Origin of the sequence: Ruegeria atlantica (assembly GCF_013032455.1) — a bacterium.
GTDB lineage: Bacteria > Pseudomonadota > Alphaproteobacteria > Rhodobacterales > Rhodobacteraceae > Ruegeria > Ruegeria atlantica_B.
This window is the reverse complement of sequence record NZ_WQCF01000001.1, coordinates 213,052-236,948: the sequence shown is the minus strand read 5'-3', so window position 1 is coordinate 236,948 and position 23,897 is coordinate 213,052. Positions and strand designations below refer to the sequence as shown.

21 protein-coding genes are annotated in these 23,897 nt (G+C 56.0%); 18 read left to right on the top strand and 3 right to left on the bottom strand.

Going from position 1 to position 23,897, the window contains the following annotated elements:
- Positions 1-167 precede the first annotated feature (167 nt).
- The 11 genes from GOW93_RS01185 to GOW93_RS01135 all read left to right on the top strand — a co-directional run bounded on the left by GOW93_RS01185 (position 168) and on the right by GOW93_RS01135 (position 12,543).
- Complete coding sequence (locus GOW93_RS01185; protein ID WP_170381240.1) at positions 168-3,587, top strand: indolepyruvate ferredoxin oxidoreductase family protein; 3,420 nt, start codon at positions 168-170, stop codon at positions 3,585-3,587.
- 80 nt (positions 3,588-3,667) lie between these two features.
- On the top strand, positions 3,668-4,546 hold the full coding sequence (locus GOW93_RS01180; RefSeq protein WP_170381239.1) for a lysophospholipid acyltransferase family protein: 879 nt from the start codon (positions 3,668-3,670) through the stop codon (positions 4,544-4,546).
- An 8-nt stretch (positions 4,547-4,554) separates the two neighbouring features.
- Positions 4,555-5,364 (top strand): glutamate racemase, encoded by an 810-nt coding sequence (murI, locus tag GOW93_RS01175; RefSeq protein WP_170381238.1) that lies wholly within the window; start codon positions 4,555-4,557, stop codon positions 5,362-5,364.
- 94 nt (positions 5,365-5,458) lie between these two features.
- Positions 5,459-6,487, top strand: coding sequence for an N-acetyl-gamma-glutamyl-phosphate reductase (argC, locus tag GOW93_RS01170; RefSeq protein ID WP_170381237.1), 1,029 nt, complete (start codon positions 5,459-5,461; stop codon positions 6,485-6,487).
- 7 nt (positions 6,488-6,494) lie between these two features.
- Entirely contained in the window at positions 6,495-6,941 is a 447-nt protein-coding gene (gene ccmE / locus GOW93_RS01165; protein ID WP_170381236.1) for a cytochrome c maturation protein CcmE, read from the top strand.
- Positions 6,942-7,055: 114 nt separating this feature from the next.
- A complete protein-coding gene (locus tag GOW93_RS01160; RefSeq protein WP_170381235.1) occupies positions 7,056-7,667 on the top strand; it encodes a holin-associated N-acetylmuramidase in 612 nt (203 codons plus the stop codon).
- The gene (locus GOW93_RS01155) at positions 7,658-8,239 is read left to right on the top strand and encodes a holin family protein (protein ID WP_170381234.1); all 582 of its coding nucleotides are present in this window, start codon (positions 7,658-7,660) and stop codon (positions 8,237-8,239) included. The genes GOW93_RS01160 and GOW93_RS01155 overlap by 10 nt, the downstream gene beginning before the upstream one ends.
- 161 nt (positions 8,240-8,400) lie before the next feature.
- A complete protein-coding gene (locus tag GOW93_RS01150) occupies positions 8,401-9,099 on the top strand; it encodes a YrbL family protein (protein WP_170381233.1) in 699 nt (232 codons plus the stop codon).
- 178 nt (positions 9,100-9,277) lie between these two features.
- Positions 9,278-11,242, top strand: a complete 1,965-nt coding sequence (locus GOW93_RS01145; protein ID WP_170381232.1) for a heme lyase CcmF/NrfE family subunit — start codon at positions 9,278-9,280, stop codon at positions 11,240-11,242.
- Positions 11,239-11,694 (top strand): cytochrome c-type biogenesis protein, encoded by a 456-nt coding sequence (locus tag GOW93_RS01140; RefSeq protein WP_170381231.1) that lies wholly within the window; start codon positions 11,239-11,241, stop codon positions 11,692-11,694. Before GOW93_RS01145 ends, GOW93_RS01140 begins: the two co-directional genes overlap by 4 nt.
- Positions 11,695-11,766: 72 nt before the next feature.
- Positions 11,767-12,543: an enoyl-CoA hydratase-related protein gene (locus GOW93_RS01135; RefSeq protein ID WP_170381230.1), complete on the top strand. Its 777-nt coding sequence runs from the start codon at positions 11,767-11,769 to the stop codon at positions 12,541-12,543.
- A gap of 5 nt (positions 12,544-12,548) precedes the next feature.
- Here the strand turns inward: GOW93_RS01135 and bmt are convergent, their stop codons facing one another.
- Together bmt and GOW93_RS01125 are read right to left on the bottom strand one after the other, a co-directional pair.
- The gene (gene bmt / locus GOW93_RS01130) at positions 12,549-13,565 is read right to left on the bottom strand and encodes a betaine--homocysteine S-methyltransferase (RefSeq protein ID WP_170381229.1); all 1,017 of its coding nucleotides are present in this window, start codon (positions 13,563-13,565) and stop codon (positions 12,549-12,551) included.
- Between the two features lie 121 nt (positions 13,566-13,686).
- Positions 13,687-14,007, bottom strand: coding sequence for a DUF1476 domain-containing protein (locus tag GOW93_RS01125; RefSeq protein ID WP_170381228.1), 321 nt, complete (start codon positions 14,005-14,007; stop codon positions 13,687-13,689).
- 187 nt (positions 14,008-14,194) lie between these two features.
- Here GOW93_RS01125 and purC point away from each other — a divergent pair, with 187 nt between their 5' ends.
- From purC to GOW93_RS01095, 6 genes are all read left to right on the top strand, one after another.
- The gene (purC, locus tag GOW93_RS01120; protein ID WP_170381227.1) at positions 14,195-14,950 is read left to right on the top strand and encodes a phosphoribosylaminoimidazolesuccinocarboxamide synthase; all 756 of its coding nucleotides are present in this window, start codon (positions 14,195-14,197) and stop codon (positions 14,948-14,950) included.
- 303 nt (positions 14,951-15,253) lie between these two features.
- Complete coding sequence (purS, locus tag GOW93_RS01115; RefSeq protein ID WP_170381226.1) at positions 15,254-15,484, top strand: phosphoribosylformylglycinamidine synthase subunit PurS; 231 nt, start codon at positions 15,254-15,256, stop codon at positions 15,482-15,484.
- A gap of 22 nt (positions 15,485-15,506) precedes the next feature.
- Positions 15,507-16,175 carry a phosphoribosylformylglycinamidine synthase subunit PurQ gene (gene purQ / locus GOW93_RS01110; RefSeq protein WP_170381225.1) on the top strand — a complete coding sequence of 223 codons (669 nt, stop codon included), beginning with the start codon at positions 15,507-15,509 and terminating at the stop codon, positions 16,173-16,175.
- A 123-nt stretch (positions 16,176-16,298) separates the two neighbouring features.
- Complete coding sequence (locus GOW93_RS01105; protein WP_438826182.1) at positions 16,299-17,990, top strand: sensor histidine kinase; 1,692 nt, start codon at positions 16,299-16,301, stop codon at positions 17,988-17,990.
- Positions 17,991-18,002: 12 nt separating this feature from the next.
- The gene (locus tag GOW93_RS01100; protein ID WP_170381223.1) at positions 18,003-19,337 is read left to right on the top strand and encodes a sigma-54-dependent transcriptional regulator; all 1,335 of its coding nucleotides are present in this window, start codon (positions 18,003-18,005) and stop codon (positions 19,335-19,337) included.
- A gap of 515 nt (positions 19,338-19,852) precedes the next feature.
- Positions 19,853-22,693: an Rne/Rng family ribonuclease gene (locus GOW93_RS01095; RefSeq protein ID WP_170381222.1), complete on the top strand. Its 2,841-nt coding sequence runs from the start codon at positions 19,853-19,855 to the stop codon at positions 22,691-22,693.
- Between the two features lie 53 nt (positions 22,694-22,746).
- Here GOW93_RS01095 and GOW93_RS01090 read toward each other — a convergent pair whose 3' ends face one another.
- Positions 22,747-22,980 (bottom strand): sulfurtransferase TusA family protein, encoded by a 234-nt coding sequence (locus GOW93_RS01090; protein ID WP_170381767.1) that lies wholly within the window; start codon positions 22,978-22,980, stop codon positions 22,747-22,749.
- 105 nt (positions 22,981-23,085) lie between these two features.
- On the opposite strand from GOW93_RS01090, the gene GOW93_RS01085 reads away from it, so the two are divergent.
- Positions 23,086-23,838, top strand: a complete 753-nt coding sequence (locus GOW93_RS01085; RefSeq protein ID WP_170381221.1) for a cytochrome c biogenesis CcdA family protein — start codon at positions 23,086-23,088, stop codon at positions 23,836-23,838.
- Positions 23,839-23,897: the final 59 nt, after the last annotated feature.

The window sequence follows — 23,897 nt, the reverse complement described above, 5'->3', positions numbered from 1 at the left end:
GCCGCAACTTTCGTTATCTTTCGGACTGCCTATATGAAATAGGTGACAACTTCTACAATCAAACACCGAAATCCTTAGGATTCAGGGGATAAACACTATGCAGGTCAGAAGTTATGACCTAAAATAGAGTGTAAATTGCACACTAATCTGACGACGGGAGGCGTCTGATGAGTCAGCCATTAATATCTCTGAATGATCGTTTCGATTTGGAAAAGAACCCCATTCTATTGAATGGAACGCAAGCGCTCGTCCGCCTGATGCTAATGCAAAAGGCGCGGGACACGCAGGCAGGGCTAAACACTGCAGGATTGGTAACTGGCTATCGCGGGTCTCCGTTGGGTGCCGTGGATCTGCAGATGACGCGCGCTCAAAAGCAGCTGACTGAAAGTGACGTGACCTTTCAGTACGGCTTGAACGAGGATCTGGCCGCCACCGCGTTATGGGGTAGTCAGCAAGCGGGATTGCGCGGGGATGGGCGCTATGATGGCGTGTTTGGCCTATGGTACGGCAAAGGGCCGGGGGTTGACCGGTCTGGCGACGTGATGCGCCACGCCAATATGGCTGGCACCGCCAAACATGGCGGGGTTCTAATGGCTATGGGCGACGACCATACCGGAGAAAGCTCCACCGTTTTGCATCAGTCTGAATGGTCTCTGGTCGATATGTATATGCCGGTTGTCAGCCCGGCCGGGGTGCAGGAGATTCTGGATTACGGCATCTACGGCTTTGCGCTCAGTCGGTTTTCAGGGCTTTGGGTCGGTCTGAAGACAATGAAGGACACGATCGAGGTCACATCGGTTGTGGACGGCAGTTTCGACCGCATGAAACTGATTACGCCAGAATTCGATATGCCTGAAGGGGGATTGAATATCAGGCTGGGCGATACCCCGCACCTGCAGGAAGGGCGGATCATCGACTACAAGCGGTTCGCTGCAGAGACGTTTTCGCACGCGAATAAAATGGACAAGCGCATTTGGGGTAAGTCGGGTGCAAAAATCGGGTTTGTCGCAGCAGGTAAAAACTGGCTGGACTTGTCTCATGCGATGTCGCTGTTGAATATCGACGCTGAAGAGGCCGAGAGGTTGGGGATCACTACCTACAAAATCGGCCAGACTTTTCCGTTGGATATGACGGGTTTCCACGATTGGGCCGAGGGGCTGGACCTTATTGTGATCGTGGAAGAAAAGCGAAAATTGATCGAGGTTCAAGTCAAAGAGGCTATCTTTGATGACCGCCGGGGTCGCCGTGTCTATGGTTGGTACAAGGGCGGAGCGGGGACTCTGCACCGCGAGGAACTGTTCCCAACCCGTGGCGCGCTTGACCCGAATATGATCGCCGAAAAACTAGGTGAAATCCTGATCGAAGAGGGTCGTGAGACCGATGGCATTCGCGCGGGTTTGCAAAAGCTGTCCGAGGCGCGCCGAGCAGACAATGCCGAGGAAATCGCTACGCGCTTGCCGTATTTCTGTTCGGGTTGCCCTCATAACAGTTCGACCCGGTTGCCGGAAGGCAGCCGCGCCTACGCGGGGATTGGTTGCCACTACATGGTTCAGTGGATGGATCGTGAGACGACAGGCTTCACCCAGATGGGTGGCGAAGGCGTGAATTGGGTTGGAGAGGCGCCGTTTTCGACCACGAAGCACGTGTTCCAGAACCTTGGAGACGGGACATACAACCACTCGGGTGTGCAGGCAATTCGAGCCGCCTTGTCGGCGGGTACGAATATAACGTTCAAAATCCTGTTCAACGACGCGGTTGCCATGACCGGCGGGCAAGAAAATGAAGGCGGGCTGACGGCAGAGCGTATTGTGGCCGAAGTCACAGCCATGGGCGTACAGCATGTCGCCGTGGTTTATGACGAAAAGGAAGACGTAAACTTCAAGGATCTGCCCTCTGGTATCGAAACATTCGAGCGCGCCGAGTTGATGCGAGTGCAAGAGCGGTTTCGTGAAATCGAGGGCGTCTCTGTAATTGTCTACATTCAGACCTGCGCAGCCGAGAAACGTCGGCGACGCAAACGTGGGACTTTTCCGGACCCCGATAAGCGCGTGTTCATTAACACTGACATCTGTGAGGGCTGCGGTGATTGCGGTGTGCAGTCGAATTGCGTCTCAATCGTGCCCAAGGAAACGGAACTTGGCCGCAAACGTGCGATTGATCAGTCTAGCTGTAACAAAGACTTCTCTTGCCTAAACGGGTTCTGCCCATCGTTTGTTACTTTGGAAGGTGCGCAAATCCGCAAGGAGGCGACGACAGATATTGATCTACCAGATCTGCCTTATCCTGTTCTGCCCGAAATCAAAGGCACTCATAACGTCGTCATCACCGGGGTTGGTGGCACAGGGGTGGTGACATTGGGCGCAATACTTGCGCAGGCGGCGCAGATCGACGGCAAGGGCGCTGGCATGATGGAAATGGCCGGGCTGGCCCAAAAGGGTGGTGCAGTGCACATCAATTGCCGTTTGGCAAACAAGCCAGAAGATATCAGTGCGATTCGAGTGGCTACAGGCGAGGCTCATGCTCTGATTGGTGGCGACCTGGTTGTCTCGGCTGGGGCTAAGACACTGGGTCTGACGCGCACCGGGCAAACCGGTGCAGTCGTCAATAACCATGAGATCGTCACCGGAGAGTTCACCCGCGATACTGAGTTCCGAATTCCGGGGGACCGGTTAGAACTTGCCCTGCAGGCGAGATTGAAAGACGGATTGTCCATGTTCGATGCCACTGAACTGGCGCGCGCAGTGATGGGGGATTCGATCTACTCGAACATGATGGTTTTTGGCGCGGCGTGGCAACGGGGCCTGTTGCCGGTTAGTCATCAAGCAATTGTCGAGGCCATCGAATTAAACGGAACCGCGATTGAGCGAAATAAGCGTGCCTTCGACATCGGACGCTGGGCGGTTCTGCATCCGCAAGAAGTCGCGACAATTCTTGAGCCTAATGTTTCCGACATGCCGAAAACGTTGGAACAAAAAATCGACTTCCGCGCGCAGCATCTGACCGCGTACCAAAGTGCACGTCTGGCGAAACGCTACCGTAAGATGGTGGAGACGTTCGAAGATGAAGCCATCCGCGAAGCCGTGGCAAAAGGGTATCATAAGCTGCTGTCCTATAAGGATGAATATGAAGTCGCCCGGTTGATGCTAGACAGCAGGGAAAAGGCGGCAACCGAGTTTGATGGGGATTTCAAAATGACGTTCCATCTGGCTCCGCCCATCCTTGGAGGGACCGGACCGGACGGGCGGCCACGCAAGCGCGCATTTGGGGAGTGGATGCTGAAGCCGATGAAGCTTTTGGCAAAGCTGAAAATTCTGCGCGGAACACCGCTGGATATTTTCGGTTACAGCCCAGAACGGCGGATGGAGCGTGCTTTGATCAAGCAATATGAGCGTGATATCAAGGAGATAACGCCTCTTGTTACGCCTAATACGCGTGACGCGGTCATTGCATTGGCGCAGTTGCCATTGGATATTCGCGGGTTCGGACCAGTGTTGCAGGCGAATGAGGCCAAAGCAGCCAAACGCCGTGAGGAATTGCTGGCAACCATAAGGGGCGGAGGGCCGGAATTGCGCGCCGCGGCGGAATAATTCGTCACGGGCTTGTCACTAAACCTAGGCAAAATTGCTGCCTGCACATAATTTGCAGGCAACAAACCTCGGAGATTCGAATGCCCTCGCGCCGTCATGTCGCTCGTGACATTTCCTACGCCCATTCCGCCGAGACCAAAAGCGGGCGGATGGTGATCAAAGTGATGGAAAACGCCACGGGCCGCTTGCGTTTGATCAAGCGCGCGGATGGGTACGAAAAAGAAGTCGCCAAGGGGAAAGATTTCTGGTCGGTGATGGTTGGCAGATATGGTCTGTCGCTGGACGTGGTCGGCGGGTCGCTGTCGAACATACCAAGAAACGGGCCTCTGATTTTGATCGCCAATCATCCTTATGGCATTCTCGACGGGATGATGTTGGGGCACATGCTGTCTCAGACGCGTGGCGATTTCCGCATTCTCGCGAACCATGTATTCCGTAAAGCCGAGGATCTGGACCGGATTATTCTGCCGATCTCGTTTGATGACACGAAAGAGGCGGTGAAGTTGAACTTGGATACCCGTAAAACTGCGCTGAATTACCTGAGCGAGGGTGGGGCAATTGGTATTTTCCCCGGCGGTACGGTCAGCACGGGGGCAAGACCCTTCTCGCATCCGATGGATCCGGGTTGGAGGGGCTTTACAGCACGTATGGTGGCGAAGTCGGACGCGACGGTTATTCCGGTTTTCTTCGATGGCCATACTTCGCGTTTGTTCCAGATTGCCAGTCATTTGCACAGCACTCTGCGCATGGGGCTGTTGATTAAAGAGTTCAAAAAACGTGTGGATACGCCGGTCAAAGTGGTGGTCGGAGAGCCCATTGGCCGTGACGTTCTGGACCCGCTGGCCAAGGATACGCGCAAGATGATGGATTTCTTGCGCAAAGCCACGTATGAGCTGTCTCCGACGCCGTTGAAGTCTTATGACTACGGCTATGAATTCGAGGAACGGCATCGCGCCTAAAGGGGCAAATGGCAGTAGGCATTTTTGATTCTGGTTTGGGCGGTCTGACCGTTCTTGACGCCGCGCAGAAACGTCTGCCGGACGTGGATTTTCTGTATTACGCGGATAGTGCTCATGCGCCATACGGTGTGCGCGACTCCGAGAACATTTATGATCTAACGCGCCGTGCGGTCTATGACCTGTGGAGCCGGGGATGTGATCTGGTGATTCTTGCCTGTAACACCGCGAGCGCTGCGGCGCTGCGTCGGATGCAAGAAGATGGCGTGCCGGAAGGCAAACGTGTTTTGGGTGTCTTTGTACCTCTTATCGAAGCACTGACCGAACGGCAGTGGGGTGATAACAGCCCACCGCGTGAGGTTGCTGTCAAACATGTGGCCCTGTTTGCAACGCCTGCCACGGTTTCTAGCCGCGCATTTCAGCGAGAGTTGGCGTTCCGCGCCATTGGCGTGGACGTTGAGGCGCAGGCATGCGGCGGTGTTGTAGACGCGATCGAAGACGGCGACATGATCCTCGCCGAGGCGCTCGTGCGCAGCCATGTGGATGCATTGAAACGCAAAATGCCCGAGCCTCAGGCCGCTATTCTTGGCTGTACGCATTACCCGCTTATGGCAGAAGAATTTCAGGCCGCATTGGGCGCGGATGTTCAGGTGTTCAGCCAGGGGGCCTTAGTTGCCGAAAGTCTGGCGGACTATCTGGAGCGCCACCCGAACATGCAGGGCAATGGTAAGGGTGGTTTTCTGACCACAGGAAAGCCGACCTTTGTCAGTGACCGGGCGACGCAGTTCCTCCGACGACAAATCACGTTCGAAGCTGCCTGACTTAGGTCAAGGACGCAGCCGCGCACTCTACTTTATTCGAAGACCGTCACATCGGCGGTCGTGACATGTGACACTATGAATGAAGAGGTCTGACATGACCCATAAAATCGCAATTCTGGGTGCTTCCGGCTATACCGGCGCCGAACTGGTGCGGTTGATCGCCGAGCACCCGAACATGGAAATCACCGCTCTGGCCGCTGAGCGTAAGGCAGGCATGTCGATGGCGCAGGTCTTTCCGCATCTGCGCCACATGAGTTTGCCTAACCTGTGCAAAATCTCCGCGATTGATTTTTCACAGATCGACCTGTGTTTCTGCGCCTTGCCGCATAAAACCAGCCAAGAGGTCATCCGCGACCTGCCGAATGACCTGAAGATCATTGACTTGTCTGCAGACTTCCGGCTGCGTGACCCGGAAGAGTACGAAAAATGGTATGGCAACCCGCACAGCGCCTTGGAGCAGCAGGAAGAGGCAGTTTACGGCCTAACCGAGTTCTATCGGGATGACATCCGTACGGCGCGGCTGGTTGCTGGCACTGGATGTAACGCGGCGACCGGGCAGTATGTGCTACGGCCTCTGATCTCAACCGGTGTCATTGATCTGGATGATATCGTTCTCGATCTGAAATGTGCCGTGTCGGGCGCAGGTCGGGCGTTAAAGGAAAACTTGCTGCACGCAGAGCTTAGCGAAGGCTATAATGCCTATGCCGTGGGTGGCACGCATCGTCATCTGGGTGAGTTCGATCAGGAGTTCTCGGCGCTGGCAGGCCGGACTGTGCACGTGCAGTTCACGCCGCATCTGATTCCTGCCAACCGGGGCATTCTGGCGACCACCTATGTTAAAGGTGATTCAGCCAGCGTTTATGAAACGCTTGCCAATGCTTATGAAAATGAACCGTTTATACAGATGTTGCCGTTTGGCGAAACGCCATCGACCCACCATGTGCGCGGTTCGAACTTCTGCCATATCGGTGTTGTCGGCGACCGGATCGAGCGCCGCACCATCGTTATTGGCGCCTTGGATAACCTGACAAAAGGTAGCAGTGGGCAAGCCTTGCAGAACGCTAACCTGATGTTAGGTGAGGATGAAACCGCGGGCCTGATGATGGCCCCGTTGTTCCCATGAGGATGAAATGAAAACGCTCAAGAAACGCCGTCGTGTCCAAGTCATTCTGCTGGCTGTCGTGGCCCTCGCTATGGCCACGGGGTTGATTGGATATGCGTTGCAGGACGGCATCAACTTTTTCCGTTCGCCCAGTCAGGTAATCGCCGAACCGCCAAAGCCGACCGAAGTGTTCCGTATTGGCGGTCTGGTCGAAGAGGGTTCGATCATTCGGGGGCAGGGTGAAACGGTACACTTCACGGTGACCGACGGCGGAGAAAGCGTGAAAGTGGCGTTCACCGGAGTTCTGCCTGATTTGTTCTCTGAAAACCAGGGTATGGTTGGCACGGGTTCCTACGTGAATGGCGTGTTTGAAGCGACTGAAATCCTTGCAAAACACGACGAGACATATATGCCGAAAGAGGTTGTTGACGCTTTGAAAGAGCAAGGCGTTTACAAGGAAGGCGGCGAAAGCTGATCTTAGCTTTCTGAACGAGTTGATTGACAGGGCGTTGCGCAGGCAGCGCCCTTTCTCATGATCGGACATTAACTCAATTGCCCCAGCGTTTGTCCAAAGACAAGCGGGGGTGCAATGCAGACGGTACGACAGATTGCAACTGACATTGTTGCGCGTGAGGGTGGGTTTGTAGATGACCCAGACGATCCCGGCGGCGCAACAAAGTACGGCGTAACCATTCACACCATGCGAAAACTGGGGCTGGACCTTACGGGTGATGGCGCGATCGACAGTTCTGATGTTCGAATGTTGAGTAAATCTCAGGCCGTCGAATTGTTCGTACGGCATTATTTTGAGTGGCCTCGGTTGGACCTTTTGCCGGTTGAACTGCAAGCGTCGGTCTTTGACATGCATGTGAATGCTGGCAACCAGGCAGTGAAAATCCTGCAACGTTTGCTGGGTGAGATGGGGTTTGGTGTCGTCGTTGATGGGATTGTCGGCCCCAAGACAGCACTTGCCTGTCAGGGCGCAGCCGATCCTGAACCAATTGCCTTGCGCGATGCATACGGTGTCGCGCGGCGGAACTATTATTTCCGGTTGGCCGATCATAGGCCCGCGTCACGAAAATACGCGCGTACGCGGGCGGGGAAAAAGGGAGGCTGGATACTTCGTGCCGAAGAATTTGTTTCCCCAGGATATCACCTGAATGACGCGGAATTTAAACGGAGGGTTGCTGGATGGGATTAATCTCAAGCGTATTTGCGTTTCTGTTTGGCGGCGGGCGAAACTCCGTGCGGGAAACCGTAGAAATATTTCGGGAAAATTCGGAAAACGGGGCGGAGCGCTCTCTAGTTTTACAACAGCAGGCGATGCTCCAGTTCGGCGAGGAATTCAAAGCTCCGCAAAAGGGTGCGTTTGATCGTTTTATGGATGGTTTAAACCGTCTGCCCCGTCCAGCAATGGCGATTGGTACACTTGGCCTGTTTGTAGCGGCTATGATTGATCCGATTTGGTTCGCTGCGCGTATGCAGGGAATCGCGCTTGTGCCCGAGCCGCTGTGGTGGCTTCTGGGGGTGATCGTGTCGTTTTATTTTGGGGCGCGGCATCAAGCCAAGGTGCAGGAGTTGCAGCGGGAGATCACCGCCACGATGCAACGCACGCCAAAGGTTCTTGAAAACTTGCAGGCTTTGAAAGACCTGCGAAGCAAGGTCGTCGGGGCTGCCGACCCGGGACCGGACCCGAATTTGCTTCATCACCTTTCAGTTACGGAAGAAAACCCTGCTCTGGAGGATTGGCGTCGCTTGCGGCGGGGTCAATAAGCGGACTTGCTTAAGAACAATAGTGTCTGAAACATATGTCGATACAGGCATTGGGCCCTTTGCCAAAACGGTTCCTTTAAAGGTCTATAACCCCTCACATTTTAACACGTCACTGTGTGACCTGGTACACTTCAATATATTGAAAACACAAGTAACCCAGCATGGAAAAGCTGGCGACACTTACCGATTTCATAGACCTGAGTTCATTTGAGAAAATCGCAAATGGCAAGCAGCGCAACATATATCTGGTTCGGGGCAAAGACGTCGGTTTGCGCGACGGAAATCAGCGATTTGTCTTGAAAGTCCCCCGGCGGCAGGAACGTCTGCAGCGGCTTTCGTCAGCGAAGCGCTTGCTCAGGAAAATTTATCCGGCAAGTTCCTTGCGCGTCATTCGCAAAGAAGCTGAATACTGGAAAGCGGTCAGCTGCAGGTGGAACAGGGAATGGGGACCGTTTCCATTTCCGCGATTTGTAGGCTTCGTCGAAACGTCAGAAGGTATTGGGGCTTTGTGGAACGCAGTCTGCGACCATCAGGGAAATCTGGCACCTCAGCTAAAGGACTTTGTCGACAATAACGATGTCACCGGCATGTTGGATGCATTAAACCAATTTGTCAGATTGTGTATGACCCAGCACATTGTGGCGACAGACCTGCAATATCGGAACGTTGTTTTCGGAACGGAACTTGATCGGACTCAGCTGTTTCTGGTCGATGGGTTTGGTGATCATCGTATGGTCTCGTTCCGGAGGGTTTCAAAGTCGTATAACCGAAGCAAACTGGTTCATTCCTGCCAAAAACTGGCCCGGCAGACCAATCTGTGTTTTCAACCTGAAACAGGCGTGTTTTCACTAAGTGACTAACCGCGCGCTGTAAATTTTCCCCTTAAGCTGGGTGATTGGCTCGGGTGCGAGCGAAAGCCTCGCAAAATGTGATGTCCATCATTTGGCTGAGGCTTGGTTTCGAGGCGCGACACTATGCTCGCCCCAAAGGGGCGAAAGTGATTAGCGCTGCCCTCGGAACAGGATTATACCCGGGGCCATGATTACAGAACTTGGCCATTTTGCCCTGATCCTCGCTTTCCTGGTCGCTATCGTACAGTCGGTGGTGCCGCTGATAGGTGCCGCCAAACGATGGCCCGGTTGGATGAGCTTTGCCGAACCCGCCGCGATTATCCAATTTTCGCTGGTGGCCTTTTCATTCGGCGCGCTTGTCTGGGCGTTTGTGACGTCGGATTTCTCATTGCGGGTGGTTGTTGAAAACAGCCATTCCGCTAAGCCGATGCTCTACAAGATCAGCGGCACTTGGGGAAACCATGAAGGATCCATGTTGCTGTGGGTGCTGATCGTAGCTGTGTTTGGCGCGATGGCCGCATTCTTTGGCGGTGGCCTTCCGCCGACGCTGAAAGCACGGGTATTGGCCGTTCAGGCATCGATAGCCGTGGCGTTCTATGCATTCATCCTGTTCACATCCAACCCGTTTGAGCGGCTGATCGTAGCGCCGTTCGATGGACGAGACCTGAATCCGCTGTTGCAAGACCCCGGCTTGGCCTTCCATCCGCCGTTTCTTTACCTGGGTTATGTTGGTCTGAGTATGGCGTTCAGTTTTGCCGTGGCCGCCCTGATCGAAGGACGCGTCGACGCGGCTTGGGGGCGCTGGGTGCGCCCGTGGACATTGGCGGCCTGGATCTTCCTGACCATCGGCATCGCGTTGGGGTCGTGGTGGGCGTATTACGAACTTGGCTGGGGCGGTTTCTGGTTCTGGGATCCGGTCGAAAATGCCTCGTTCATGCCCTGGCTTCTGGCTGCTGCGTTGCTGCACTCGGCCATCGTGGTCGAAAAGCGTGAGTCGCTGAAAAGCTGGACTATTCTGCTGGCGATCATTGCGTTCGGGTTCTCGCTTATTGGTACGTTTATCGTGCGCTCGGGGTTGCTGACTTCGGTGCACGCCTTTGCCAATGACCCAGAGCGTGGCGTCTTCATCCTTATCATCTTGATCTTCTTTATGGGCGGCGCGCTAACGCTGTTTGCGGCTCGCGCTCAGGCGATGGAAGCAAAGGGTGTATTCGGAATGGTCAGCCGCGAAAGTGGTTTGGTGCTGAACAATATACTTTTGGCCGTCAGCTGTTTCGTCGTCTTTGTTGGTACAATGTGGCCAATGGTGGCCGAGATGGCGTTTGATCGCAAACTCTCGGTCGGAGCGCCGTTCTTTAACGCCGCGTTTACGCCTTTCATGGTTGCCTTGGGTATTGCTTTGCCTGTGGGCGCAATGTTGCCATGGAAGCGCGGGAAGCTTGGCAAAACAGCTTATAAACTGCGCTACGCCTTTGTTCTGGCCGTCGCTCTGGCGCTCTTGGTTTGGGTAATGCAAACAGGCCGCAGTGCGCTTGGGCCGGTTGGCCTGTTTCTTGGCGCATGGATCGCCTTCGGTGCCGCCATTGACTTGTGGAGCCGTACTGGTCGCAAGGGCAATTTCAAACGCCTATTCCGCCTGCCGGGTGCCGATTGGGGTAAGGCTATTGCACACACAGGTCTGGGTGTGACCATGTTCGCCATCGCCGGTCTGACAGCATGGGAAGTGGAAGATATTCGCGTCGCACAGCCCGGTCAGCCGTTTGACGTAGGGCAATTTACCCTCACGTTAAAAGACGTTCGGGACGTGGACGGGCCGAACTATTTCTCGACGACAGCGGATGTGCTGGTCGAGCAGGATGGACGGCTGGTTGGGACTCTGCACCCCGAAAAACGCAACTATCCGGTGGCACGTATGCCAACGACTGAGGCGGCGATCGATTATCGTTTCCTGCGCGACCTTTACGTCGTGATCGGCGATCAGCAGGCAGATGGTGGTTGGGTCATGCGTACCTATATCAAACCGTTTGCCAACTGGATCTGGGCAGGGTGTATTCTGATGTCTTTGGGTGGTTTGCTCAGCCTGTCGGACCGCCGGTTCCGAGTTGCGGCCGGAGCGCGTAAGGCGCCGACGGGAGGAGTGCCTGCGGAATGAAACGCCTAATTCTGATTTTTGCGCTTATCGCTTCGCCTTTGTTTGCAGTTCAGCCCGACGAAGTTCTGGATGATCCGGTGCTGGAACAGCGCGCCCGTGACCTCAGCACTGGTCTGCGCTGCCTTGTCTGCCGCAATGAAAGCATCGACGAAAGCAATGCGGAACTGGCCCGCGACCTGCGCCTGCTCTTGCGAGAGCGTCTGGTTGCGGGGGACACGGACCAAGAGGCAATTGCCTTCATCGTGGACCGCTATGGTGAATATGTTCTGTTGAAACCAACCACCTCCGGCTCAAACCTCATGCTGTGGCTGTCCGGCCCCATCATGCTGCTGATTGCCGCTGGCATGGGGTGGAGCTTTTTGCGGAAGCGATCTCGGGTACAGGCCGAGGGCGAAAAAGATACGCTCAGCGAGGCTGAAAAGGAACGCCTGCGTCAAATTCTCGAAGACTGACCCAGGGTTCAGCTTTTCCTTCCTCTCCATTTCCGTCAGGGTTCCGTAAATCTTCGACTTGGGGAGGGGTTCATGGAATACAAAACGATCCTGTTGGACATCACGGACGATTTGGCGGTTGTCACCCTGAACCGGCCCGACAAGATGAACGCGATGACGGTGCAGATGCGCGCCGAAGTTACCCACGCTATGAAACACGCGGCACGTCATGCACGGGCGATTGTTTTGACCGGGGCTGGCACCGCCTTCTGTTCAGGTCAGGATCTGGGTGACGCTTCCAGCACCGGCAAGGTTGATCTGGAACGCACGCTGCGTGACGAGTATGAACCGATGCTCGAAACGATCTACGACTGTCCGGTGCCTACCATCGCAGCGGTAAACGGGGCCGCAGCCGGGGCGGGTGCAAGCCTTGCGTTATGTGCAGATGTGGTCATCGCGACTGAAAGCGCTTACTTTCTACAGGCTTTTGCCAGGATCGGCTTGTTGCCAGATGCAGGTGGCACATGGTTCATGCCGCGCCAGATGGGGTTTGCCAAGGCAATGGGGGCGGCCTTATTTGCCGACAAGATTACTGCCCGACAGGCTGATAATTGGGGCCTGATTTGGGAGGCCATACCGGATGACGAATTTGACAGCCACTGGCGTGAGCGGGCGGCATATCTAGCCAAAGGTCCAACCGCCGGGTTTGGAGCAATTAAACAAGCGATACGTGGAACCTATGAGAAGACGCTGGCACAGCAATTGGCGCTAGAGGCTCATTTGCAGGGTGAGTGTGGGCGTAGCCGAGATTTTGCCGAAGGTGTCGTGGCCTTCATGCAAAAACGCCCCCCGAATTTCGAGGGGCGCTGAACGATTTATGCGCGGCGGCGGCGACGTGTACGCCGCTCAGGCGCCGCGGCATCGTCGCCCGTGCCATCCGAGGTCGACGAAAACGGGCCCAATGCGTCGGTGATCTGATCCAACGTTGGGCGTGACCCGCGCGGTGCAGTGTCCAGCGCTTTGCGCATTTCCCGAAGGTGGGCCGGCATGGTACCACAGCAACCGCCGATGATGGTGGCACCCGCGTCCCGAGCCATGGTTGCGTATTGGCCCATCAATTCTGGCGTTCCGTCATAGTGAATGTGACCATCCACGTATTTCGGAATGCCGGCATTCCCTTTTGAAATCACCGGGCGCTCTGTCCCTTGCGCCGCAAAGCCAAGCACGGTGCGCAAAATGTCGGACGCGCCGGTGCCGCAGTTGGCCCCAAAGGCAACCGGCGGGTTGGGCAGGGTTTCGACCAGTTGCGCCAGATCGGCCGAGGTGACGCCCATCATGGTACGTCCGGCGGTGTCAAAGCTCATGGTGCCACACCAGGGCATATCAGCCAGGGCAAACGCTTCGGCCGCAGCGCGAAATTCTTCTGGGGCGCTGATGGTTTCCAGCCACAGAATGTCGGCACCACCTGCTTTGAGCGCGTCAGCCTGTTCGTGAAACATTTCAACCGCGGCAGCATGTGACAGCGCGCCGACTGGTTCCATGATCTCGCCTGTCGGGCCGACTGACCCGGCCACGACAACTGTACGTCCGGCTTTGTCTGCAACTTCCCGACCCAGTTCAGCACCGATACGGTTCAACTCGGCCACGCGGTTCTGGGCGTCATGCAGTTTCAGCCGTGCCGATGTGCCTCCGAAGGTGTTGGTCAGAAACAGATCGCTGCCCGCATCCACCGAGCCTTGATACAGAGCCCGAATTTTGTCAGGAGCGTCTACATTCCAAAGTTCCGGCGCGTCGCCCGATTGCAGGCCCATGTTGAACAGATTGGTTCCCGTAGCCCCATCAGCCAGAATGGCGTCTTTGGCCTCCAGAAGGTTGCTGAGCGCGTTTGTCATTGGGTGTTCCAAAATTTGACCCTTGGGGTCGATAAAAACAGAGACGCCCCGTGTCTCACGACCGGAGCGTCAAAGCAAACTCATAATTCTCATGAAGATCATGAGATATGCGGCTTATGCCTTAAATTTCGGCTTCAGCCATCACCTGTTCTTTGGCTTCAACCAAAAGCTCGGCCATCTTTTCACGAATTTTCGCTTCGTCAGCCAGATCGCCCAAATAGCCCTTAACAGCTTCGACGACGTCATCTTCGCTGACATTTTGAAGGTCGGTATGCACAAGCTCCTGACCGTAAGCTCGGGCTTTTTCAACGGTTTCGCCTTTCAGCGTCGAGGCCCAGACGGCCATGAACCGGTTGCGGCGCATCCGTGCGATGAACTGCATCTTTTCGTCATGCGCGAATTTGTTTTCAAACGCGGCTTCACGCTCATCAAATGTGGTCATTGGTTGGGGACCCCTTGGATTACAACTTCTTTCCCGATGATATGACTATACGACAGCCGGTTCGCAAGGTATTTGCGCTGCGTCAAAGCCTCTCGGGTCAGTGAACTTGCGGGAAAGGGGGGCTTGCACTATGAGGACGCCAACGAGAAGGGAGTCTTTCCCTCTCAGCAGACTGGAAGGGGCCCCGATGGCGCGTCGCAAGAAAATCTACGAAGGTAAGGCCAAAATTCTGTATGAAGGCCCCGAGCCGGGCACAATAGTGCAGTATTTCAAAGATGACGCCACTGCGTTTAACGCGGAAAAAAAGGACGTGATCGACGGTAAGGGCGTTTTGAACAACCGTCTGAGCGAGTTCTTTATGAACGGCTTGACCCAAATCGGCGTTCCGACCCACTTTATCCGTCGCTTGAACATGCGCGAACAGCTTGTGCGTAGCTGTGAGATTGTGCCTTTGGAGGTCATCGTTCGTAATTATGCCGCCGGTTCTATGTCAAAGCGTCTTGGCATTGCTGAAGGCACGCAGTTGCCGCGTCCGATTGTCGAATATTGCTATAAGGACGATGCGTTGGGTGATCCGCTGGTCACCGAGGAGCACATCGCCGCCTTCGGTTGGGCCAGTCAGCAGGATATGGACGATATCCTGAGCCTGGCGCTGCGGGTGAATGATTTCATGAGCGGTGTGATGCTGGCCGTTGGTATCCGACTGGTCGACTTCAAGATCGAGATTGGTCGTGTTTACGAAGGCGACTTTCAGCGTCTGATCATCGCTGACGAAATCAGCCCGGACAGCTGCCGCCTGTGGGATATCGAAACCGGGCAGAAACTGGACAAAGACGTGTTCCGTCGCGATTTGGGTAGCCTGACCGACGCGTATTCCGAGGTCGCGCGGCGCTTGGGTGTCTTACCCAAGAGCAACGTCAGTAAGCCGACGCTGATCAATTAAACAGCTTCGCTCACCATCAAATTAGTCAAAAGCGCTGTTCCTCTGAGACAGCGCTTTTTTCTTTTTGGGGCGGGGAAAGGTAAGCCGCATCGTGTTCATAAATTTTGTGGTTCGGCGGTAAGATTAGGTCGCTCGGCATGTCTGGAGCGGTTGCTGCCCGAGTAACTGAACTGATCGACGGCAATTGCGTGCTGCAATTGCCACAAACTCTTCGCAAACAGGGTTGTTCAATGCACGTATCCACGTTATCCCCCGCGCAACGGAACGGGCCGGTAACCGAGGCCCTCAGCTGGAGTTGCAGGAATGAAAGCACGGGTGCATGTGATGCTGAAGAATGGGGTCCTTGACCCGCAGGGTGAGGCCGTGCGGCACGCATTGGGTGCCATGGGCTTCGATCAGGTCGAAGGCGTGCGCCAGGGCAAGGTGATTGATCTGGAGCTGGCCGAGGGTGCGACCGAGGCGGACGTCACCAAGATGTGCGAAAAGCTGTTGGCGAACACGGTCATCGAACGCTACGAAATCGAACTGGTCTGAACCTAATTCCGGAGGGCCCGCCATGCGCGCAGCTGTCATCGTATTTCCAGGCTCCAACTGTGATCGGGACTTAGCCGTCGCGTTTGAACAGGCGGGATTTCAGGTCGATATGGTCTGGCACAAGGACGCCACGCTGCCTGAGGGCATCGACATCGTGGGTGTGCCGGGCGGATTTTCGTATGGTGACTACCTGCGCTGTGGCGCGATTGCTGCGCAGTCGCCGATCTGCAAGGCCGTGGTCGAGCATACAAACCGTGGTGGCTATGCCGTGGGGATTTGCAACGGTTTTCAAATCTTAACCGAAACCGGAATTCTGCCTGGTGCGCTTTTGCGAAACGCGGGTTTGAAATACATTTGCAAAACCGTTGGCCTCAAAGTGGAAACCAGCGAAAGCGCCTTTACCCAAAGCTATAACGCTGGCGACGTGATCGATATTCCGATTGCCCATCATGATGGAAACTATTTCGCTGATGAGGGCACATTGTCCACGCTGCGTGAACAAGACAGGATCGCCTTTACCTATTCCGAGAATCCCAACGGGTCGGTCGGTGACATTGCCGGAATTCTGTCAGAAAACCGCAGAGTTCTTGGAATGATGCCGCACCCCGAGCGGGCAGCAGATGTTGGGCACGGCGGAACAGACGGGACGGCATTGTTCCGCGCATTGTCCGGTGTTCTCGCACCTGCGTGACTTGAGGTTGAACCAATCCCCGCGTAATTTCCGGGGATGAGTTCTAATATTCGCTCTGGCTGGTCCATTCTGACAAAACCATTTCGCGGCGCTCCTTTGGGGTGGCGTTTGCGACTTGCGGTCATGGCCCTGTTGGTGGCGGCCGTTGCCACGGTCTGGGTCACCAACCGGTTGCTGACAGACAGGTTCACCGAGTCGACACGTAACCGGGCCGAGGTGCGACTGGCGCTCTATTCTGGCAACTTGCTCAGTGAGCTGCGGCGAAACGCGATTGTGCCGCAGCTTCTTTCGCGCGATCCCACGCTTATCTCGGCACTTCAATCCAGCGATTATACATTATCAACACAGCGTCTGATTTCCTTTGTGGAAGAGATCGGAGCAGCCTCTTTGATGTTGCTGGACGGGGATGGACGCACGGTTGCGTCCACCGATCGAAACCGGCTGGGCCAAGCACATAGAAGTTCGCCATATTTCATAGATGCGATCCGCTCGAACGCGACTATTTTTACGGTGATCCCCAAGGAATCGGGCGGCTATAGTTTTGTTTATTCGCGACGTATGGAAGCCAACGCCGATATACTCGGCGTGATTGTGGTTGAAGTTGACTTGCATAAATTCGAACTGGCCTGGGCCGGGATTTCGGATGCAATTATGGTGACCGACAGCACCGGCACCATTATCCTGTCGACCGAGCCGCAATGGCGGGGATTGGAGGAAACCGAGGCGATGCTGCGTCAGCCGCCTCAGGGGGCCATCCAACGCGCGATCCGGGCAACGACTGACTGGACTGCATTGCCCCCGGATGCCTATTTGCAGGGTGAGGCGGTGATGCGGATGGAGACGCGTGTTCTTTTCCGCGGGTGGAAGATGGCATCTTTCACGACCTACGCCTCGATCCGCGAGAAGGTGAACAGCGTGCTCGCGCTTGAGATAATGGGTTTTGCGATTCTGTTGGCGCTGGCTTTCTATGCGCTCAGTCGTCGTGCGACGCTTCGAATGACATTGTTCCAGCGTGAGTCGGCAGAGCTTCGCGCATTGAACATGCGGCTACAGCGGGAAATCGCTGAGCGGGAACGGGTTGAAAAAACACTGGAAGTTGCCGAGCAGACGCTGGCGCAAAGCTCGAAACTGGCCGCATTGGGTGAGATGTCGGCTGCTGTCAGTCACGAGTTAAATCAACCGCTGGCTGCAATGAAGACCTATCTTGCGGGCGCGCGTTTGCTATTGCGGAGAAACCGCCCCGAAGAGGCGCTGGCCAGCTTTGGCCGCATTGATGGACTGATCGAACGGATGGGTGCCATCACACGGCAGCTCAAGTCCTATGCACGTAAAGGTGCGGATGCGTTTTCTCCTGTAAACCTTGGGGAAGCGTTGGCTTCGAGCTTGTCGATGATGGAGCCACAACTGCGTCAGCGACATGTTAAAATTACTCAGATATTGCCTGAGGAACCTGTAATTGTGTCGGGGGATCGCATGCGGATCGAGCAGGTTATGGTGAACCTCTTGCGAAATGCGCTGGACGCCACCAAATCTGTATCAGAGCCGGATGTGGAGATTATTCTGGCGGCGGGCGATACGGCGGTGCTGACAGTTCGTGACAATGGGCACGGGATCGAAAACATCGAGAGCCTGTTCGAGCCCTTCTACACGACCAAGCAGCCCGGAGATGGAGTTGGTTTGGGGCTTGCCATCTCATCCGGTATCGTGAACGACCATGGAGGACGGCTGACCGCACGCAACAGCCAACAGGGCGGCGCGGTGTTCGAGATGCAACTGCCGATACTGGGAAGCGACGGCCTTGAGGCCGCTGAATAACGAGGAATGACTATGGCACAAGCCATGAAAATCGCCATTGTGGATGACGAACAGGACATGCGCCAGTCGATCAGTCAATGGCTGGCACTTTCGGGATATGACACTGAAACCTTCTCTAGCGCAGAGGATGCGCTTAAGGTGCTTGGTCCGGAATATCCGGGTATTGTGATCTCGGACATCAAGATGCCGGGCATGGATGGCATTCAGTTGCTAAAGAAATTGATGGGGGCCGATAGTACCTTGCCGGTCATCATGATCACCGGTCACGGGGATGTTCCGATGGCGGTTGAGGCCATGCGTGTTGGCGCGTTCGACTTCTTGGAAAAGCCTTTTAATCCGGATCGGATGTCTGAATTGGCCAAACGCGCCAGCAACGCGCGCCGTTTGACACTGGACAACCGGGCGCTGCGGCGTGAGCTTTCCGGTGGTACTCAGATCATGAACAAGCTGATCGGCGCCAGCCCCGTGATGGAGCGGCTGCGCGAGGATATTCTGGATCTTGGGCAGGCCGATGGTCACGTACTGATTGATGGTGAGACAGGAACCGGAAAGACGCTGGTGGCGCACGCCTTGCACGCTGTGGGCAGTCGAGCGGGCAAAAAGTTCGTTCTGGTATCCTGTGCGGCATTGGAAGAAGAGGCGCTGTCGAAGCGTCTGTTTGGACCGATGATGCCAGAGGATTCACAATTGCCGGCGATCGAAGAGGCCCGGGGGGGCACTCTGGTTCTGGAAGATGTCGAAGCGCTGAGTGATACACTGCAGGCTCGATTGCTGAGTGTCATGAATGAACAGGGCACGCCGGCTGAGACACGGATCGTTGCGATTTCGAACCTGCAAGAGGCGGGTAAGACCAGCGAGGACGTGCTGCGCCCGGACCTGTTTTATCGTTTGGCCGCCTTGCGGATCACAATGCCGCCTCTGCGTCAGCGCGGAGAGGATATCCTGACGCTGTTCACCCGACTCAGCGAGCAGTTTGCCGAGGAATATGGCTGTGATGCCCCGCAAGTCACGGCACAGGAGGCGGCGCAGCTATTACAGGCACCGTGGCCAGGCAATGTGCGCCAGTTGATCAACATTGCCGAACGGGCTGTGCTGCAATCGCGGCGTGGATCAGGGACGATTGCGTCCTTGCTGATGTCAGATCATGAGGAAATGCAGCCCGTGATGACGACTGAGGGCAAGCCGTTGAAAGAATACGTCGAAGCCTTTGAACGGATGCTGATCGACAACACGATGCGCCGTCATAAGGGCTCGATTGCGTCGGTGATGGAAGAGCTGTGCCTGCCGAGACGCACGTTGAATGAAAAAATGGCGAAGTACAGTCTGCAGCGTTCGGACTACCTGTAATCGCAGGCGAGGGGGCCAGCCCCCTCTCTTGACCCTTTGGGTCAATTCACTCCCCCGGGATATTTTTAGCCAGATGAAGATATACCCGAGCCCCTGACGGCATCGCGTTGCAGTTTGCCCATTGTCTTTTCCACAGGACTGCCTTTATGGTGTCAGGACGGGCCGGGCGGTTCCACGCCCCTAAGCCCCGAATTCTTGAGTTTCGCTGCTTTGCCGCAGATGGTGATGACCTCCACGAGGCAAAGCAGACCGATTGCGCCCCAGTTTGGGGCAGTTGAACGCCTGAGCCCGCAAGAGTGGGCGAAAGGAATAAATGGGCAGGCAGCGGCACTCCGCGCCTGTCGGAGAAGAACCGCGATGACGCGCGCGCAACGACTGAGTATACGGGCAGGGGGCCACAGCGCCAAACCCTGCCGCGCGCCGTCTGAAATCGCCCTGACAAGACACCACCCCAAAAGCGCCTGTCCCCCCGGACGGGTAAGGACAACGCGTTTGGCGCGGTGCACCAAGGACACATGGCTAAGAAAATGCTTATCGATGCCACCCACGCGGAGGAAACCCGCGTCGTGGTGGTCGACGGAAACAAGGTCGAGGAGTTCGACTTTGAATCCGAAAACAAACGCCAGCTTGCTGGCAACATCTATCTTGCAAAAGTAACACGGGTTGAGCCGTCGCTGCAGGCGGCGTTTGTTGATTACGGCGGGAACCGGCACGGTTTCCTGGCGTTTTCCGAGATTCACCCGGACTATTACCAAATCCCCGTCGCCGACCGTGAGGCGTTGATGGAGGAAGAGCGCGCTTATGCCGAGGCGATGAAAGCGCGGGATGAAGCGGACGAGCCCAAGCCGAAAAAGCGCCGATCGCGGTCTCGGACCAAGGCGGCGGATGTAAAGTCGGATGACGTTGTCGAATCCATCGAGGTATCGGCGGAGCCGACCGGCATGGAAACCATTGATCTGGATGAGGGCGAAGAAGGGGCCGATCTGTCGGTTCCGGAGGGCACCTCGCCGATGGATCATGTCGCTGAGACGCCGGTAGAAGAACCTGTCGATGAAGCGGATGGCGCGGCCGAGGCTGATGCTCCCGTTGCGGAAGCAGAAGACGCTGCTGTAGAGCAAGAGACAGCCACTGATGACGCCGCAACGGCGGAAGCAACTGGTGCCGAAGAAGCAGCACCAGAAGATGTACCGTCCGAAGGTGAGCCAGCAGAAGATACGGTCGCAACTGAGGAGGTCTCGGTAGAAACTCAGGCGGAGGCCGAAGAAGCACAGGCATCAGAGACTGAGGCCAATGAAGACGACGCTGACGATACCGACGAGTCCGAGGAATCCAAGCGGTCAGACGCATCCGCCAAGGATGACAGCATCGAGTCGGTTGCTGATGAGGATGACAGCGAAGATATCCGTCCTCCGCGCAAACCGCGCCCGCGCCGGTATAAGATTCAAGAAGTGATCAAGGTGCGCCAGGTCCTGCTGGTGCAGGTCGTCAAGGAAGAGCGCGGCAACAAAGGCGCAGCGCTGACCACATATCTGTCGCTGGCTGGTCGCTATTGCGTTCTGATGCCCAACACCGCGCGTGGCGGCGGCATCAGCCGCAAGATCACCAACGCGCCCGACCGGAAAAAGCTAAAGGAAATCGCGGCAGAGATCGACGTGCCGACTGGTGCCGGTCTGATTATTCGGACCGCAGGTGCCAAGCGTACCAAGTCGGAAATCAAGCGCGACTATGAATACCTGCAGCGCATGTGGGAACAAATCCGCGAACTTACGCTAAAATCCATTGCGCCAGCGAAAATCTACGAAGAAGGCGACCTGATCAAACGCTCGATCCGCGATCTCTATAACCGCGACATCGACGAGGTTTTGGTTGAGGGCGATGGCGGTTATCGCATCGCCAAGGACTTCATGAAGATGATCATGCCGTCCCACGCCAAGAACGTGAAGCGGTATGAGGACGCGTTGCCTCTGTTTGCGCGCTATCAGGTGGAAAGCTACCTGACCGGCATGTTCAACCCGACTGTGCAACTGAAATCCGGGGGCTATATCGTGATCGGCGTGACTGAGGCGCTGGTGGCGATTGACGTGAACTCGGGTCGGGCGACCAAGGAAGGTTCGATCGAGGAAACCGCCCTCAAGACCAACCTTGAGGCCGCCGAGGAAGTGGCGCGCCAATTGCGCCTGCGCGACCTGGCCGGTCTGATCGTCATCGACTTTATCGATATGGACGAGCGCAAAAACAATGCGGCTGTTGAAAAGCGTCTGAAGGACAAGCTGAAGACCGACCGAGCGCGCATCCAGATGGGCCGGATTTCCGGGTTTGGTTTGATGGAGATGAGCCGCCAGCGCCTGCGCCCCGGTATGCTCGAGGCGACGACGCAGCCTTGCCCGTCCTGTCATGGCACAGGTCTGATCCGCTCGGACGATAACATGGCGCTGACCATCTTGCGTCAGATCGAAGAGGAAGGCACCCGTCGCCGTTCGCGCGAGGTTTTGGTGCGCTGCCCGGTCAGCATCGCTAACTTCCTGATGAACCAGAAGCGCGAACATATCGCTCAGATCGAAGCACGCTATGGTCTGTCGGTTCGGGTCGAGGGTGACGTGCATCTGGTCAGCCCGGATTTCTCGATGGAGAAATTTAAAACCGCCAGCCGCATCGTGCCCGAGGCTAGCGCGCCAGTCGTATCCGTAGATGCCTCTCTAATGGATTTGGTGGACGCTGACGAGGATGAGGCCACCGAAGAAGAAACCGTTCAGGCGGAAGAGGAGGCCAAGCCCAAGCGCAAGCGTCGCCGCCGTCGCCGCAAGAAGAGCAACGGCTCAGGTGAGGCGACGGAAGCGAATACCGAAGAGGGTGAAGCTGAAGTTGAGGCGACGGAAGATACCCCGTCTGAGGCCGAGACCGAAGAGCCTGCAGCAGAAGAAAAACCCGAGAAGCCCAAGCGGCGCCGTGCGCCGCGCCGTCGCAAGAAGGACGTGGAACAGGTAGAAGCGGCAGAGGAAAACTCTGCTGAGACCGAGGCAGCATCAGGTGAGCAGCCAGCGGAAGAGGCTGCTGAATCGACCGAGGGCGCCGTTGCCGAGGATGTTTCAGCAGAGCCTGCGCCGGAACCGGCTGAGGAACAGCTTGAAGTGGTTTCAGATGAACCAGTTTCAGAAGAAGTTAAAACGACTGATGCTGAAGAGGTTTCTGAACCCGAGCCCGAAGGAGTTGCCGAAGCTGAGGAGGTTGAGGTGGCACCACAGGAGCCAGTGGTAGAAACGCCCGAACCCGTTCTGGAAGTTGTGGCCGAAGAGCCCGAGAAACCAAGCGAACCGCCCAAGCCGAAACGGCGCGGTTGGTGGTCATTGGGACAGTAGAAACGAAAGGCGGGCTTTTTGCCCGCCTTTTTTTGACCACAGGTAATTCAGCCTCAGCCCGCTTTTTGTATCAGATAGACTTGATGGCCGTCCGCTTCCTCTTGAGATAAAAGTTGATGGCCACTTTCGACACAGAAATGTGGTACATCAATGATCGCGGCAGGGTCGTCAGCCAGCACGCGTAAAGTTGCCCCCGCGGGCATGGATTTAAGGCGTTTTCTGGCTTTCAGGACGGGCAAAGGGCAGAGTAGTCCCAGCGCGTCGAGTGTTTCTGTGGGGTTCGACATAAAGCCCAGATATTTCCACTTTGATGCCGTGTCCAGCGTCCAAGCACGGGGATGTGACCGATTGGCCCCGTGACGTGGCCAGTGTGATACCATATGTGCTGAACTATGTTTGGAATTGACATCATAGACGCGGGCCTGCTGCCTGCCATGTTCATCGCGATGCTGGGTGGTTTGATCAGCTTTCTGTCGCCCTGCGTGTTGCCTATCGTTCCGCCATATCTGGCGTATATGAGCGGCGTGACGATTAACGAAATGCAGGACGAGGCGCAGGCGCGGCGCAAGGCTACGCTTTCCGCGCTGTTTTTCGTTTTGGGTTTGTCGACGGTGTTCCTGTTGTTGGGGTTCACAGCCTCGGCCTTTGGGGCGTTTGTGCTGCAAAATCAGGTGTTGTTTGCAAAACTTTCCGGTGCGGTGGTTATTGTCTTTGGCCTGCACTTCCTGAACGTGTTCCGCATTCCGTTTCTGGACCGTGAGGCGCGGATTGAAACCGGGGATTCTGGCGGTTCGGTTTTCGGCGCCTATATTCTGGGTCTGGCATTTGCTTTTGGATGGACGCCTTGCATCGGTCCGCAACTGGGCGCGATCCTGTCGTTGGCCGCATCAGAGGCTTCGGTGGCGCGGGGAACCTTGTTACTTGGTGTCTATGCGGCTGGTCTGGGTATTCCGTTCCTGCTGGCTGCAATGTTCCTGAACCGGTCGATGAAGGTGATGAACCGGATCAAGCCCCATATGGGCACAATCGAGAAGGTCATGGGCGGTCTGCTGTTGTTCGTCGGTATCATGCTGATCACCGGCCTTTTCACCGAATTCAGCTGGTGGCTGCTTGAGACATTCCCGGCACTGGCCAATTTCGGGTGATGTGTTGATCTGACTTACCTTGACGGTCAGGCTGCGTTAACCTGCGCCGCAGAAGGTAA

Excerpts from the sequence above, each read along its gene's own strand:
- ccmE (WP_170381236.1), top strand. The coding sequence starts at position 6,495 with ATGAAAACGCTCAAGAAACGCCGTCGTGTCCAAGTCATTCTGCTGGCT.
- GOW93_RS01090 (WP_170381767.1), bottom strand. The coding sequence starts at position 22,980 with ATGTCGAACCCCACAGAAACACTCGACGCGCTGGGACTACTCTGCCCT.
- GOW93_RS01140 (WP_170381231.1), top strand. The coding sequence starts at position 11,239 with ATGAAACGCCTAATTCTGATTTTTGCGCTTATCGCTTCGCCTTTGTTT.
- GOW93_RS01085 (WP_170381221.1), top strand. The coding sequence starts at position 23,086 with ATGTTTGGAATTGACATCATAGACGCGGGCCTGCTGCCTGCCATGTTC.
- GOW93_RS01185 (WP_170381240.1), top strand. The coding sequence starts at position 168 with ATGAGTCAGCCATTAATATCTCTGAATGATCGTTTCGATTTGGAAAAG.
- GOW93_RS01125 (WP_170381228.1), bottom strand. The coding sequence starts at position 14,007 with ATGACCACATTTGATGAGCGTGAAGCCGCGTTTGAAAACAAATTCGCG.
- GOW93_RS01095 (WP_170381222.1), top strand. The coding sequence starts at position 19,853 with ATGGCTAAGAAAATGCTTATCGATGCCACCCACGCGGAGGAAACCCGC.
- GOW93_RS01155 (WP_170381234.1), top strand. The coding sequence starts at position 7,658 with ATGGGATTAATCTCAAGCGTATTTGCGTTTCTGTTTGGCGGCGGGCGA.
- bmt (WP_170381229.1), bottom strand. The coding sequence starts at position 13,565 with ATGACAAACGCGCTCAGCAACCTTCTGGAGGCCAAAGACGCCATTCTG.
- murI (WP_170381238.1), top strand. The coding sequence starts at position 4,555 with ATGGCAGTAGGCATTTTTGATTCTGGTTTGGGCGGTCTGACCGTTCTT.
- GOW93_RS01145 (WP_170381232.1), top strand. The coding sequence starts at position 9,278 with ATGATTACAGAACTTGGCCATTTTGCCCTGATCCTCGCTTTCCTGGTC.
- GOW93_RS01150 (WP_170381233.1), top strand. The coding sequence starts at position 8,401 with ATGGAAAAGCTGGCGACACTTACCGATTTCATAGACCTGAGTTCATTT.
- GOW93_RS01180 (WP_170381239.1), top strand. The coding sequence starts at position 3,668 with ATGCCCTCGCGCCGTCATGTCGCTCGTGACATTTCCTACGCCCATTCC.
- argC (WP_170381237.1), top strand. The coding sequence starts at position 5,459 with ATGACCCATAAAATCGCAATTCTGGGTGCTTCCGGCTATACCGGCGCC.
- GOW93_RS01100 (WP_170381223.1), top strand. The coding sequence starts at position 18,003 with ATGGCACAAGCCATGAAAATCGCCATTGTGGATGACGAACAGGACATG.
- GOW93_RS01135 (WP_170381230.1), top strand. The coding sequence starts at position 11,767 with ATGGAATACAAAACGATCCTGTTGGACATCACGGACGATTTGGCGGTT.
- purQ (WP_170381225.1), top strand. The coding sequence starts at position 15,507 with ATGCGCGCAGCTGTCATCGTATTTCCAGGCTCCAACTGTGATCGGGAC.
- purS (WP_170381226.1), top strand. The coding sequence starts at position 15,254 with ATGAAAGCACGGGTGCATGTGATGCTGAAGAATGGGGTCCTTGACCCG.
- purC (WP_170381227.1), top strand. The coding sequence starts at position 14,195 with ATGGCGCGTCGCAAGAAAATCTACGAAGGTAAGGCCAAAATTCTGTAT.
- GOW93_RS01105 (WP_438826182.1), top strand. The coding sequence starts at position 16,299 with ATGGCCCTGTTGGTGGCGGCCGTTGCCACGGTCTGGGTCACCAACCGG.
- GOW93_RS01160 (WP_170381235.1), top strand. The coding sequence starts at position 7,056 with ATGCAGACGGTACGACAGATTGCAACTGACATTGTTGCGCGTGAGGGT.